The sequence below is a fragment of the Salinisphaera sp. SPP-AMP-43 genome, from assembly GCF_049568105.1.
Classification (GTDB): Bacteria; Pseudomonadota; Gammaproteobacteria; order Nevskiales; family Salinisphaeraceae; genus Salinisphaera.
Window position 1 is genome coordinate 157,803 of the sequence record NZ_CP145335.1, and the last position, 13,245, is coordinate 171,047.

A 13,245-nucleotide genomic window follows, 5' to 3' on the forward strand; every position below is an offset into this window, starting at 1 on the left:
CTTGAGCGGGGGCCCGCTACGCGCACGGCCGATGCCTTGCCTGACCCGATATGGGGGCGTCATGCGACGGCGTATCTCGTGATGACGCGCCCTAGGATCACACGGCGTGCTGGCCCATCAAGTCATCCAGCCGGATCGGCAGGTCGCGAACGCGTCGCCCGGTTGCATGATGGACCGCGTTGGCGATCGCCGCAGGCAGCCCGGTCAGGCCGATCTCGCCAATACCGCGGGCGCCGAACTCGCTGAAATTGGTATCCGGATAGTCCAGCAGAATCACATCCACTTCCGGAAAATCGGCGTGGGTGGGCACCAGATATTCGGCATAGTCGTTATTCACGGGCCGCCCCGAGTGTGGATCGTATTCGGTGGCCTCGAACAAGGCCATGCCGATGCCCATAGCGATCGCGCCTTCAACCTGATTGGCGGCCATGCGTTTGTTGACCACCCGTCCGACGTCGATGGCGCTGACCACCCGGGCAACGCGCAGCCGGGAAATCCCCGGGTCCCAGCGTACTTCGACGAAATGGGCGCCGAAGGAGTGATAGGAATAGTCTTCGCTCAAACCGGCCTCGGTCTTTGCCTCGCCGCTGGCGGACGCCAGACGCTGCGGGGCGAGCACTTCGGCTACGCTGAAAGAGGCACCATCCGTGGCTTCGAGGCGGCCTGCGTCGAAGCCTAAAGTTTCGGGATCATGGCCTTCAAGTACGCCGCCTTCGGCCACTGCCTGGGCCTTGAGGTCGGCCACGGCGGCATCGGCGGCTTGGGTCACGCTCGGCACGACCGAGGCCGTGACCCACGATCCGCCGGAGATCGGCCCCGGCTTGTAGCGCGAATCGCCGATATCGACATCCACCGAGGCGGTCGGCACCCCGAGGTGGGCAGCGGCGACCTGGGCAAGCACGGTATAGGTGCCGGTGCCGATATCCTGGGTCGCACAGGAGACCTGGACTCGGCCATCGCGACCGAGGGTGACGCGGGCACTGGCGCCAACCTTCTGGGCTTCCCAGTTGGCCACTGCCATTCCCCAGCCGAGGACGTCGTGGCCCGCGGTCATCGAGCCGGGGCGCGGATCACGTCGCGACCAGCCGAAGCGCTGGGCGCCCTGTTCCAAGGCCTTGCCGAGATGGTTGCTGGAAAAGGGTTTGTCGAGGCTGCCATCGATGTCGGTGTAGTTGCGCCGCCGGAATTCCACTGGGTCCAGGCCGGTCTGGAGGGCCATTTCATCCATGGCCGATTCTAGGGCGAACATGCCGGGAGTGGCGCCGGGCGCGCGCATCGAGGTCGGCGTGCCGTGGTTGATCGCGACCGTGGCATGCGTCACCTGGACGTTGTCACAGGCATAGAGCAGCTTCGTGCAGCGCCCGCACTGTTCGACATAGCGCCCGACTGGAGAGGTCGAGTTCACAGTATCGTGGGCCAGACTCGTCAGCCGGCCCTGGGCGTCGGTGCCCATGCGGATGTGCTGGTGGGTCGCGGCGCGATGGCCGGTGGTCGTGAACATATACGCTCGCGGTACGACCAGTTGGACCGGTCGGCCGACGCGGCGCGCTGCGGCCGCACAAGCCACGGCATGCGGCCAGATCCAGGCCTTGCCGCCGAACCCGGAGCCGATATAGGGCGAGCGGGCCTCGACCTGCTCCGGGGCCAGGCCGAAGATGGCGGCCATAGTGTTGCGGGCGAACATCACCCCCTGGGTGGATTCATAGAACATCAGGCGTTGCTGCGCCTCGTCCCAGGCAGCCGTTGTGGCATGCATCTCCATCGGATTGTGGGTTTCGACCGGCGTGGTGTAGACCACGTCCAGTCGATGGGCGGCCTGTGGCCAGGCCGAATCGACATCGCCGCGCTGGTGGCCAGTGCTTGGATCAGGCTTGGGCGTCTGGGCTGCCATGCCCTGGGCCAGATTTGTGGTCGGCGGCTTGTCTTGATAAGACACCTCGACTTGCGCAGCGGCACTGCGGGCGGCGGCAAAGCTATCGGCCACCACCAGGGCCACGAACTGGCCGGGATAATAGACTTGCTCGTCTTCGAAGGGCAGACGGGGTTCGTCGACCTTGGTGCCGTTGGCAAACTGGTTCGGTGCACGGTGCAACTGCGGAAAGTTGCCGTGGTGGAGTACTGCGATCACGCCGGGCATTGCCTCGGCGGTAGCGGTGTCGATCGATCGGATTCGGCCGGCAGCCACACTCGAGAACACGCCGTAGGCATAGGCGAGACCGGGCGGGTAATGATCCGCGGCATAGGTGGCGGTACCCGATAGCTTGGCTGGCCCGTCGATACGCGGTTTGGCGGCACCGATGATCTCGCGACTCATAAGCTGCTCCGTTGTCCGGTAGACGGCGCGCAAGCTGGGTCGGCGCCGTCTGTTAATACGCCTGAACGGCCTGGGCAGGCTTGGTTTCGGTCCGGCGAATTGGGCGGTCGGTTGAATTCGAGTGTAGCGAATATGACCGGGCCACGTGTTCGGCGTGGTTGGTCGGCTGCGTACCTTGAAGGGATATCGAGATCCCGGCTCCGGGCTGCATCGGCGCGCCGCGGATATGGGCTGTAGAAACAGTAAGTCGCGCCCGCCCGATCGGGCCGGTCGCAACAAGATACGCAGCCGGCCGGTGTGGCTCGTGGCCCAAGCCGAGGAACTTGGCGCGGCGGTTCGGTGGTCCAGCGCGCTGGCGACGCCTGACTGTACGGCGTCTGTTTGGCCTTGCGTTGTCGCCGACGCCCCAGCGACGAATCGCTTGATCGGCCCTGGTTGATCCGTCCGAGGGCGTGTAGAGGTTTCGTCCGAGCGCCGCGTCGTTGCACTAAATCGTGGCTGGCAAGGCGCGAGCCGACGGTTCTGGGCGTGTCTCGGCCCAGGCTTGTAACGCGGCTAGATGCGATTTGGGGCGCACTCCTTCGGTTGGGGCGCCATCCCGCGTTGCCGCTTACTGACGTCGCGCAACGACGCCGCACTTGCGGTGTAGCCCAACAGCCCTGCAAAACAGCTCTGGGCGTGGACTCGCACGAAACCTCGACACGCCCTAGCGCGGCAGGTCTTCGGGATCGTAGCCGGGGCGGCGGTACAGGCATTCTGCTTTTGGTGCGATCTCTACGTCGTAGACGTCGTTGGCCCAGTTCTTGGGCTCGACGTCTTCAATCGCTACCGAGATCTGGGCTGGATTGGCACCGGCGATCCGGACCAGGTCGTCGGCGATCGCCTCGGCCAGTTCGTGCTTGATGACATCGGATCGGCCGGCGGCGATTTTCAGATTGACATGCGGCATGGCTGTACCTGTGATGGTCGCAATAAAGAACCCGCGGCGCCGTCACAGCGCCGTAGGCAGGGATCAGATCGGTTGGGCGGTCGGCCGATACAGGATTTCGTTGATATCGACTTCGGCCGGCTGGCTCATCGCGTAGTACACCGCGCGAGCAAAGGAATCCGGCGGAATGGCCGCCGACTGGTAAAAGCCGTTGATCGCTTCCGAGGCCTCCGGATCGGTGATATGGGAGGGCAGCTCGGTAGCGACCGCGCCGGGCGAAATGATGGTCGTGCGCAGGTTGTAGTCCTTGACCTCCTGGCGCAGGCCTTCGCTGATAGCGCGTACCGCATATTTGGTCGCACAGTAGACCGTGCCGGCCGGTGTGACCTTGTGCCCGGCGACCGACGACACGTTGATGATGTGACCGTCTTTCTGCTTCTGCATCTGGGGCAGCGCGGCGGCGATACCGTACAGCGTGCCCTTGATGTTGATATCGATCATGTTGTCCCACTCGTCGATCTTGAGTCGTTCGAGTGCGGACTGCTGCATCAGGCCGGCGTTGTTGAGCATTACGTCGATCCGCCCATACTCGGACACGGCAGTGTCGACCAGCTTCTGAACCTGGCTGCGGTCGGTGACGTCAGTCTGGACTGCCATCGCTTGGCCGCCGTTGGCCTGGATGTCGTCGACGATCGCCTGCAAACGGTCGAGTCGGCGGGCGCCAAGTACGACGGTGGCGCCGTGCTCGGCCAAGTGGCGTGCGGTCACTTCGCCAAGACCACTGCTGCCTCCGGTAATGACGACGATTTTATTTTGAACGGGATCAGTCATCTTACAACTCCGCTACGGATCGTGACCTGGCATAGCCCAGGCGCCGATTAATTAAGATGAATATCGACCAGCGTTTCGCGGCTGGGGGCTGCTGGCTATCAGTTGGACTGTGAATCCGTGCTCGAACGAGATTGGAACACCTGCTTGAATACGGGGATCGCCGAAAAGACTTTCGGCCAGCCAGAATAAAAAGACAGCTGGGTCAGGATCTCGGAGGCTGCAGCCTGGTCCAGACCGTTATCCATGGCCCGATTGAGATGGAACTTGATTTGCTTGTCCTGGCCGGTCGCGACCAGAGCCGCCACGGTAACGAGGCTGCGGTTGCGCGGGCTCAATGCAGGGCGCCGCCACAGATCGCCAAACAGGACATCGTTGGTGAACGTCACTACACCCGGCGAAGCCTCGCCGGCGATGTTGTCGACCGAGGCGCGGCGTTTGGCTTCGGTCTGCTTGTCCACTGGGGCCAAATCCGGCTTGGACGGGGCCAGCTGGTCTTGGGACACGCCGCGCTTTTCGAACAGAGGCCGAGCGACGTTGACGGCATCCATGGCGTTGGGCCAGCCGGCATAGAACGCCATCTGGGTGATGACTTCGCCAAGTTCGGCCGGGCTGACTCCGTTATCCAGGGCCTTGTTGAAATAAAACGTCATATCGCCGGTCTGATCGCGGGCGATCAGGGCAGCGACCGTGACCAAGGCGCGATCGTGGGCCGACAGCGCATCGCGTTGCCAGAGATTGTCGCGGATGGCATCGCGGGAATAGCGCTCTAGTGCCGGTGCGACTTCGCCGATCTGTTCCAAAGTTGGCGTTTGTGACAGATCTGGCTGGGCGGGCGAGGATGCAGTATCCGGGGCTGCAACGGCGTTGGCCGAACCGGCCAGCATCAGGGCGAAAACAGTCGCCCGCAGGCGGCTCCGCGCGCTTCGATCTAGCATGGGCATATCCTGTTGAGGCCGGCGCCCGGCGTGGCCCGGGCGCCGACGCAAAGGCCTACTCGCGGCCTTCGTATTCGGCGTCAGTGACCTTTTCCATCCAGGTCACGGGGCCATCTTCGCCTTTTTCCTGGATCGCGATGTGCGTCATCGCAGTATCCGGGCCGGCGCCGTGCCAGTGTTTTTCTTCCGGCGGGAACCAGACCACGTCGCCCGGATTGATGGTTTCGATCGGCCCGCCTTTGCGCTGGACACGTCCACAGCCGGCGGTGACGATCAACGTCTGGCCATAGGGATGGGTATGCCAGGCGGTGCGTGCCTTGGGCTCGAACGTGACGCTGGCGCCGGCCGAACGGGCCGGGTCATCGGCGTTGAATAGCGGATCGACACGCACCGTGCCGGTGAAGTAGTCGTCGGGGCCCGGGTTGGACGGCCGGGTGCCGTTGCGGCTGATATCCATGATGGATTGATTCCTTCGCGGTTGAATAAATTATTAGATGTCGTCAGTCGGCCTGGTACTCGGCATCGCTAACCGGGCCGAGCCAGTGGACATTGCTGCCATCGCGCCGTTCCTGGATCGCGATGTGGGTCATGCTGTGATCGGCGCTCGCGCCGTGCCAATGCTTGACGTCGGCCGGAATCCACACCACATCGCCGGCGCGAATAGTGCGTTTGGGCTGACCTTCGATCTGCACCCAGCCTACGCCGTCGGTCACGACCAGCTGCTGGCCGATCGGGTGGGTATGCCAGTTGGTACGAGCGCCGGGCTCGAAGGTCACGACCGCACTGGTGGCCTTGGAGTCGTCTTCGGCCGAGAACAGCGGGTTCACCAGAGCTTGGCCGGTGAAGTACTTCGATAGATCGGTGCGTGTCGGACGGTCGGCTTCGTGCGTGATCTTGAGCTTTTTATCCGCCGAATCGGTGGCGCCGGACTGGCTGGCGGCTACTGCGGTGCCAGCAGTGGTCACACTGGCCAGTGCCAGGGCAAATACTGCGAGATAGCGATGGGTCATACTCATCCTCTCTATTGAAAACCGGTGATAGCAACGGCCGGCATTAGATATAGACATACTCATTGCTAAACGAGCATGCTGGATTGCGCCCCGATGACGTCAAATCTTGATCCGGCTCGCCCGGTGCTTCGATTATTTCGTGAGCCGGCGGCACGCAAAACAGGCTCGGCGGCGCGGCCATGGCCACTAGGGTCTTGATTGCGCAGCCTAGCAGGGGGGGCTCGATTGGTTCGTTGTCTGTATTGCAGACGGCTTGGTCGGGGTAGGCCGGAGCGTCGAGATAATCGGTCAGCCAATGCTCGGCCCCGTCCAGTGCCGGCTGGTTGATGCCAGAAACCTGTGGCTTGATACAGGATACGAACACGCCGAAGGGGCGTACTTCCTCGGCCAGCGAACGCGACAGGCCTTCGACCGCGAAGCCGGTAGCATTGACTGCAGTGCAGCCGGGCATATCGGTTTGGGTCTCCGAAGCGCCGAAGTTAATCACCTGGCCATAGCGCTGCGCTCGCATGCAGGGCAGGGCAGCCTGAGTCAGGTGAATGGTGGCCAAGACATGGGCCGAAAAGGCGTTTTGGTAGTCCTCGGCGCGCAGTGCTTCGAAATAGCCGAGGCAGGCAGCCTGGATATTGTTGATCAGGACATCGATGCCGCCGAAGCGTTGGATGCCTTTTTCCACAGCGCCGACGATCTGCCATTGGTCGCGCCAGTCGATCTCGAGGGGATACAGATCAGTGGCATCGCCGTATTGTGCGCCCAGCGTGCAGCGCAGTTGCTGCGCATCGGCGGTGATCGCGATCACCGCCTGTTCGGCGGCTAATGCCGAGCGGGTGAGCAATAGACCCAGCGCGGAATCGGCGTCGCCGATCAGCCAGACTTTGGACATCCCATCCCCTCTTTGGTGAGCGCCGGTTCATGCGGCAACGGATGCCCTTATTCTTGTCGCCAGCGCACCGCATATCCATACTCGGAAACCGAATAGTCTTATTAGGCTAGCTTCTTAATTCCCTGCCGAGTCCAGGTTGCCTGATGCCGCGTCGCTATTACGACGATCTGTTTTCTTTCGTTATTATTGCCCGCGAGGGCAGTTTCACCCGGGCGGCGGCCCAGCTGGGCGTATCCCAGTCGGCACTCAGCCAGTCGATGAAGTCGCTTGAGCAGCGGCTCGGGTTACGGCTGCTGGCCCGTAATACCCGCAGTATCTCGACCACCGATGCCGGCGATCGGCTGCTGGCCATGCTGGGGCCGCGCTTTGCCGATATCGAAGCCGAGGTTGCCGAGCTGCAATCCCAGCAGCAACGTCCGGCCGGCACCATTCGTATCAACACCTTCGATTTCGTGGCCGAATATATTCTCTGGCCGCGTCTGGAAACAGTGATCGAGCAGTATCCCGAGATCACGGTGGAAATCGGTACCGATTACGGGCTGACCGATATCGTGGCCAGCCGCTTCGATATCGGCGTACGGCTGGGACCGGACATTGAGCAGGACATGATCGCCGTGCCGCTCCAGGTGGAACAGCGCATGGTGATCGTGGGCACGTCGGCCTATTTCGCCCAGCATTCGCGCCCCGAAACTCCAGACGATCTAACCCGCCACAAGGCCGCGAATCTGCGGCTGCCGACCCGCGGGGCGGTCTATCCCTGGGAGTTGGAGTGCAAAGGCCAGGCGGTGGATGTGCGTGTGCCCGGACGCTTGGTTTTCGATACGCTCTATCAAATCCGGCGGGCGGTACGGCGCGGTTTCGGGCTCGGCTTTTTGCCGCTCGAGATGGTGCAGTCCGACCTCGATGCCGGCCTGCTCGAAACTGCTCTCGACGATTGGGCGCCCATATGGCCGGGGCATCATCTCTATTATCCGTCGCGGCGCCAGTCTTCTCGGGCCCTAAGGACGGTCGTCGATGGTTTGAGATATCGACCGCCGGGTGGGTGACATCGAATGCCCTTGGGGCAGGCCAGCCGGATCGACCGCTCTGCCGTTGTTTGAAGCCCTCGCCCACGGCAGGCGTACTGATGACTTAAGCGAGCTGTGCCCCCGCGTCCTGTCTTGGATATGGGTTCGATCTGTCATACAGAAGCACTCGAATAACCGCGGCCGGCCCGCTCCCTGCTCGGGGTTTGGCTCAAGGCCAGCCGCGGAGCCGCCGCGGCTACTTGCCGTGGACCGAGTGCGTGAGATTGTCGAGAATCCGGTGCAGCGCAACGGCCTCGTCGAAGTTGGGGGCCGTACGCGTGTCGTTGGCGATATCGTCTGCGATCCGGGCATAGACGCCCGCCACGTTGCGAGCGACCGAAGTATCCGGCAGATCCGTGTAGTCGGATTCCGGTGGCATTACGGAGTACCGTGCCTGATCACCGGCGCGGGCGCCTTCGAGTGAGAGCTGTACGATTTGAGCATGGCCGTTATCGCCGGTGATTCGGATATCGCCCTCGCTGCCGTGGATTTCCCATAGCAATCGGGTGCCGTGCGACAGTCCGCCCCGGTAGTGCATGGACAGGGCGGTGCCGTCGACGAGCCGTCCGGTTGCGGTGATTTCGTCGGCCGCGGTTTTTTCGAAGGTTTCGCCGGTGTCCTCGATCGTGACCATAGGCCGGCGAATGCTCAGGTCGGCCGAGAACTGTTCCACGTCGCCCAGCACGTCGCGCAATGCCGCCAAGGTATGGGCGAACGGAATCATCAACATCGTGGCGCCGTTCGCGGCATCGTAGAGATAGGCTAAATCGGCGCTGGTCCGGTCGGCCCAATGGCCGCCGTCGGCGATGATCGAGGTCGACAAGACCTGGCCAACGAAGCCGTCTTCGATAAGGCGACGTAAATGCAGTACTTCCGGTGCGACCCGTGCCTGGGTGCCGATTGCGGCGATTACGCCTTGACGCCGTGCCAGGTCGGCCAGTTCCTCGGCTTCGGCCAAACCGTTGCCGAGCGGCCATTCGCAGTAGACATGCTTGCCGGCTTTCAGGGCTTTGGTGACCAGGCTGTGGTGATGCGGCACCTTGACCGTGACCACCACCAGATCCACCTCGGGTGAGGCGACCAGCGCATCGGCGTCGGGAAACGCATGGGCCAGGCCATAGGCTTCGGCCGAGCGTTGGGCGCTTTCGGCGCTGCTGTTGGCCACACCCACCACTTCGAATTGGTCCTTCAGCGAAGCCAGGGCCGGCATATGCGCGGTTGCAGCCCAGTGCGAGTCTGGGTTGAGGCCGATAAAGCCAACACGAATCACATTGCTAGTCATGCGGGATCCTTTCGTCAGTCCAGAAAATAAGGGGTGAGCGCTATCCGATTCGGTGACCGGGCGTCGGGGCGTGCATAAACGATGATCATCGGCGCCTGGCGGCGCTTGCTGGGCGCTGCAGCACTGCCTTCCAGTGGATGAACGAGTGCCGATGCATAGGCCAGGTGCGGCGAACGAGCCCCGCATACGCCCGCGTTCGAAACAGTGTCGTTTGGCGGGCCCGCGGCATGGTAGGCGAATGGCGGTGGGGCGCGGACGCTTGGGATCGAGTGGTTCCAGGCTGGTCGCGCTGCCGTATCGGCCTTGCCGAGCTGGATGGGGCGGGGGGGGCCAGGTCGCCCATCCTCTGGTTATCGAATCGGCTGGCCGGCTCGGCCGCTGCCATCCATCGACGTACTGGACAGTTTTTGGATGACTGGCATGCGATCGGTGTCATGCGCGCCAGACCGAGACACGATGTGGCCATGCAAACCCGAAGCCACTGTATAAAGCCGTCCCATAAGATCGAGCCATAAGCCTGTGGATATCTCGGTTCAAGATAACGGCAAGCGACTCGATCGATCATCGGCGCTGGCTGAAAAGGCTAATAAGTCTGTCTTATTAATCTCGGATTGGGCTGCGTTTGCCGGTCTCGGGCCGCCGGCGAAGCCCATACTGGGCGAACGAGCCATAGGGCTCGAGGCATCGTGGATGCTGGTGTCGCGCCGCGGAACCTTCCAGGGCATATGGATGATTTATTCGGGCGTCATAGGGCTGGCCCCCAATCGCGGCAGCTAAGAGATCTAAGTTTTAGGGGGGGTAAATGAGTGGCTCAGCTGTGCCGTATCGGTCGATCGAACGGAAGCCCCTGAGACGGGCATGATCGTTGATCCGTCAGCGGCTGCTCGGCTGGCAGCCGTGGTATGGCTCAACATAGCGGGCGCCGGCCTGGCTGCGGCGAGTCCTGGTGTTCGACCGGCCAGGCTTTCGGGCCGGTCGAGGCTATGGTTTTATGTCGTTCCGATGGGAATATCATAATCGACCGGATCGACGATGCCCTCGAGCTTGCCGATTTGGAAGAAGTCTTTGTTACTGAGGATGTTGTCGATATTGGTGTTGCTGAAGGCGAGGTTTTTGACCACATGAACACGGGTAGGCATGCCTTTGCCGTTGATATCCATGATCCAGGCCAGAAAGCCGCCGGAGAATTTGGCCAAACTACCGATCGGATATAAGCCATAGCACTGGATGTATTCGACAAGAATGGTTTTGTCGAAGCTTTCGGCCGCGTCATTGACCCAGCGATAAGCCGACAACGGGGTACGCGAGGCCGTGCCGTTGCGCTCATGGACGAGCTTGTTGACGATCTTGATGACGGAAATCAGCCGTACGCGCTCGGACAGTTGATCGCCGCGCTTGCCGGAAGGGTATCCGGAGCCGTCGAGCCGCTCATTGGCATTGTCGAGTATATCCAGGCAGGTCGGACTGGGCGTCCAGCCTAAAGATTGCAATTGGTCGCGTAGAGTTGCGACGTGAGTACGCAATATCTCTTTCTGGCGGGGCGTGGCATTGGCCTTGAGCGAGGGCAATTCCTGTCCGATCAACAAGGGTTTGCCCATGGTGTGCATCAGTGCGCCCAGCATCGCTTCACGTACATGAATCGAATGTACGTCGCGGATCAGCATCATGTCGCCGAGTTGGGCCGCGACCTGGACAGCATGACGTACCCATTCCGGTTCGTCGCGTAGGAACGCCAGCGCGTAGAGCAGGGCTTTGCGGTCCTGGCCGAGCAGGTACAGCAGGGTATCAGCGCAGTCGTACAGAATTTCTTCTGGGAAGAGATCGCGGTTTTTCATATACATCAGCGCGACCTGGAGTTGATGGGCGATTTCCATTACGCCGCGTTGCATCGGCGATTGGCGTTCGCGCTGTCGACGTTCCTGCTCTTCGCGGCGCAGAGTCTGTTTCTCCTTCGTGCTGGCAATAAACAAGCGGGAATGGGTCGTCAGCTTATTATTGACGCCCGAGCGGTAGGCGGCTTCGCGTTCGGTTTCGTTGACGAAATGAAATAGCGATTCCGACTGGGCTGTAGCCAGATTGAGGAATTCGATCCCGAGGGCGACCTGGCCGTGGTTGCCGAACGGACGCATGTGGCGTACGCAGCCTTCGACGAACAGGCGCTCACCGTTGGGAAATTCCAAGGTAATGCCCGGTAGGTTCTGGCCGACCGCGAGCGCGATGCTGTCGGCGATGGGGATATCGACCTTGCAACCGCCTACGGACAAATCACGCACCCGACCATCAATGATGAGCTCGTGCGGGTAAACCTCGAGACTGGCCCGGGCGTACATGCCAAGGATGAAGGGGATACGAATCGCCCCACGGTATTCCTTGACGAAAACTGAGTCCGGTAGCTGGCAATCCAGACGGTAGGTCGTGCTGTCGGTTTTGACAGATCTCGCGACCACGTTGCTCAAGCTATAGGCTTCGCGTTCATCGGGCTCGGCAGGTTCGAGCGTTTCGATGTCGAAATTTAGCCGGCCGTCGTTGAAGTAGCGGTCGATATCTTTGCCGCTGTATTCCACTTCGAGCACCAGGTGACCGGACTCAACGTCGAGCTCGGCGACTTGCGCAGTCAGGGCGTAGATCGCGTTTTTCGCGTACACCGATAGCTCGTGTTCGTGCTTGAGTAGTGATCGAATGACTTGGGCCGACGGGTTTTCGGAGCGGCGAGCGGGAGCCATGAGCCATGCCTATTGAAAATTTAAGGAAATTTTTATTTCCTTAAAAACAGAGAGTTACGCATCGATCAAGGCCTAAAGGCGGGCAAGGGTCGCGATAAGAGTTGCCTGACAGGGCCAAGCGATACGAGATGGGGTCGAGAATCTGGATTGTTTTGACAGCCACAATAGGGCCGATATTCAGAATGGCAAACACGCTACTGCTTTAAGTACCTATTCCAGACAGCAGGGTAACCGTACAGAACTTCTGGCTCGATTGGGCTCGATTGGGCTCGATAGCAGCGTGTTGGCCCGATTATAGCCTGCGTTGGTGACGTTATATCTTTAAATATACGCAAATTATTTGTTTTAATTGAGCGGCCAGGGCCAATCGTTGCAGGATAATCGCGGGGTATGACCGGTGTGCAGGGCGTGAGCGCTGATTGCAGCCGCAGGGCTAGCGCCCGGCGGCCGGATAGTCGGGGTTCTCAGGCCCATGAATGCAGCTCGGATGGTGGTCGGCGATGTCGGGTCCGGCTGAGAAATACGGCAGGCTGATCGCTGTGTCGTCCGCGCTGCAGACTCATTACAATCCAAAGCAGATGCGGACATCGTAGAGGTCGATCGTGGCAGGCTGCTGTAGCGAAGAAGATGCCCATTTGCAGGCCCTGCAGCAGCGTCAGGCACGCATGCTCTGGGTGGTATTGTTGATCAACAGCGTCATGTTCGTGGTCGAGTTCGGAGCCGGTTGGTGGGCCGGTTCGACTGCATTATTGGGTGATTCGCTGGATATGCTGGGCGATGCCTTGGTGTATGGGCTGAGCCTGTTCGTCATCGGGCGCAGTCTGCGCTGGAAAGCGGTGTCCGCAGGCGTCAAGGGCGTGATTATGCTGGGCTTCGGGGGGTTGGTCTTGGGCGAGGCGGTGGTCAAGGCACTGTATGGACAGGCGCCAATGGCACTTTCGATGGTTGGCATTGGCGGGCTGGCGCTGGCTGCGAATATCGTCTGCCTGTGTCTGCTTACTCGACATCGGGACGAAGACCTCAACATGCGTTCGTCCTGGGTCTGTTCGCGCAACGATCTGTTCGCCAACAGCGGCGTGATCTTGGCGGGTGTACTAGTGGCCCTGACCGGCAGTGTGTGGCCGGACGTGCTCATCGGTACGGCGATTGCGGGCCTGTTCCTACAATCTTCGATAGGCGTGCTTAAACAGGCGCGCCAGCGTTATAGTGACGCCGCGCCGACTGCTGTCGCTGGGGGCGATGCCGAAACGCGTCCGTGATGCCGCCCGGCCT

General features: G+C 61.3%; 12 protein-coding genes. 3 read left to right on the forward strand and 9 right to left on the reverse strand.

Annotated features, from left to right (window positions below; translation table 11 throughout):
- Nucleotides 1-97: 97 nt before the first annotated feature.
- From V5738_RS00645 to V5738_RS00675, 7 genes are all read right to left on the reverse strand, one after another.
- Nucleotides 98-2,314, reverse strand: a complete 2,217-nt coding sequence (locus V5738_RS00645) for a xanthine dehydrogenase family protein molybdopterin-binding subunit (protein WP_423822460.1) — start codon at nucleotides 2,312-2,314, stop codon at nucleotides 98-100.
- A gap of 706 nt (nucleotides 2,315-3,020) precedes the next feature.
- Nucleotides 3,021-3,263 (reverse strand): tautomerase family protein, encoded by a 243-nt coding sequence (locus tag V5738_RS00650; RefSeq protein ID WP_423822461.1) that lies wholly within the window; start codon nucleotides 3,261-3,263, stop codon nucleotides 3,021-3,023.
- Between the two features lie 63 nt (nucleotides 3,264-3,326).
- Nucleotides 3,327-4,073, reverse strand: coding sequence for an SDR family oxidoreductase (locus V5738_RS00655; RefSeq protein ID WP_423822462.1), 747 nt, complete (start codon nucleotides 4,071-4,073; stop codon nucleotides 3,327-3,329).
- Between the two features lie 98 nt (nucleotides 4,074-4,171).
- On the reverse strand, nucleotides 4,172-5,008 hold the full coding sequence (locus V5738_RS00660; protein ID WP_423822463.1) for a carboxymuconolactone decarboxylase family protein: 837 nt from the start codon (nucleotides 5,006-5,008) through the stop codon (nucleotides 4,172-4,174).
- A gap of 55 nt (nucleotides 5,009-5,063) precedes the next feature.
- Nucleotides 5,064-5,465: a (R)-mandelonitrile lyase gene (locus V5738_RS00665; RefSeq protein WP_423822464.1), complete on the reverse strand. Its 402-nt coding sequence runs from the start codon at nucleotides 5,463-5,465 to the stop codon at nucleotides 5,064-5,066.
- A 43-nt stretch (nucleotides 5,466-5,508) separates the two neighbouring features.
- The gene (locus V5738_RS00670; RefSeq protein WP_423822465.1) at nucleotides 5,509-6,024 is read right to left on the reverse strand and encodes a (R)-mandelonitrile lyase; all 516 of its coding nucleotides are present in this window, start codon (nucleotides 6,022-6,024) and stop codon (nucleotides 5,509-5,511) included.
- Nucleotides 6,025-6,061: 37 nt separating this feature from the next.
- Nucleotides 6,062-6,901 carry an SDR family NAD(P)-dependent oxidoreductase gene (locus V5738_RS00675; protein WP_423822466.1) on the reverse strand — a complete coding sequence of 280 codons (840 nt, stop codon included), beginning with the start codon at nucleotides 6,899-6,901 and terminating at the stop codon, nucleotides 6,062-6,064.
- A gap of 143 nt (nucleotides 6,902-7,044) precedes the next feature.
- Here V5738_RS00675 and V5738_RS00680 point away from each other — a divergent pair, with 143 nt between their 5' ends.
- Nucleotides 7,045-7,947 carry a LysR family transcriptional regulator gene (locus V5738_RS00680; protein ID WP_423822467.1) on the forward strand — a complete coding sequence of 301 codons (903 nt, stop codon included), beginning with the start codon at nucleotides 7,045-7,047 and terminating at the stop codon, nucleotides 7,945-7,947.
- A 217-nt stretch (nucleotides 7,948-8,164) separates the two neighbouring features.
- On the opposite strand, the gene V5738_RS00685 is transcribed toward V5738_RS00680, so the two are convergent.
- Complete coding sequence (locus V5738_RS00685; RefSeq protein ID WP_423822468.1) at nucleotides 8,165-9,250, reverse strand: Gfo/Idh/MocA family protein; 1,086 nt, start codon at nucleotides 9,248-9,250, stop codon at nucleotides 8,165-8,167.
- Between the two features lie 519 nt (nucleotides 9,251-9,769).
- Between V5738_RS00685 and V5738_RS00690 the strand changes: the two genes are divergently transcribed.
- Nucleotides 9,770-10,027: a hypothetical protein gene (locus V5738_RS00690; protein WP_423822469.1), complete on the forward strand. Its 258-nt coding sequence runs from the start codon at nucleotides 9,770-9,772 to the stop codon at nucleotides 10,025-10,027.
- Nucleotides 10,028-10,239: 212 nt separating this feature from the next.
- Here the strand turns inward: V5738_RS00690 and V5738_RS00695 are convergent, their stop codons facing one another.
- On the reverse strand, nucleotides 10,240-11,973 hold the full coding sequence (locus V5738_RS00695) for a PilZ domain-containing protein (RefSeq protein WP_423822470.1): 1,734 nt from the start codon (nucleotides 11,971-11,973) through the stop codon (nucleotides 10,240-10,242).
- A 602-nt stretch (nucleotides 11,974-12,575) separates the two neighbouring features.
- Here V5738_RS00695 and V5738_RS00700 point away from each other — a divergent pair.
- Entirely contained in the window at nucleotides 12,576-13,232 is a 657-nt protein-coding gene (locus tag V5738_RS00700; protein WP_423822471.1) for a cation diffusion facilitator family transporter, read from the forward strand.
- Nucleotides 13,233-13,245 lie beyond the last annotated feature (13 nt).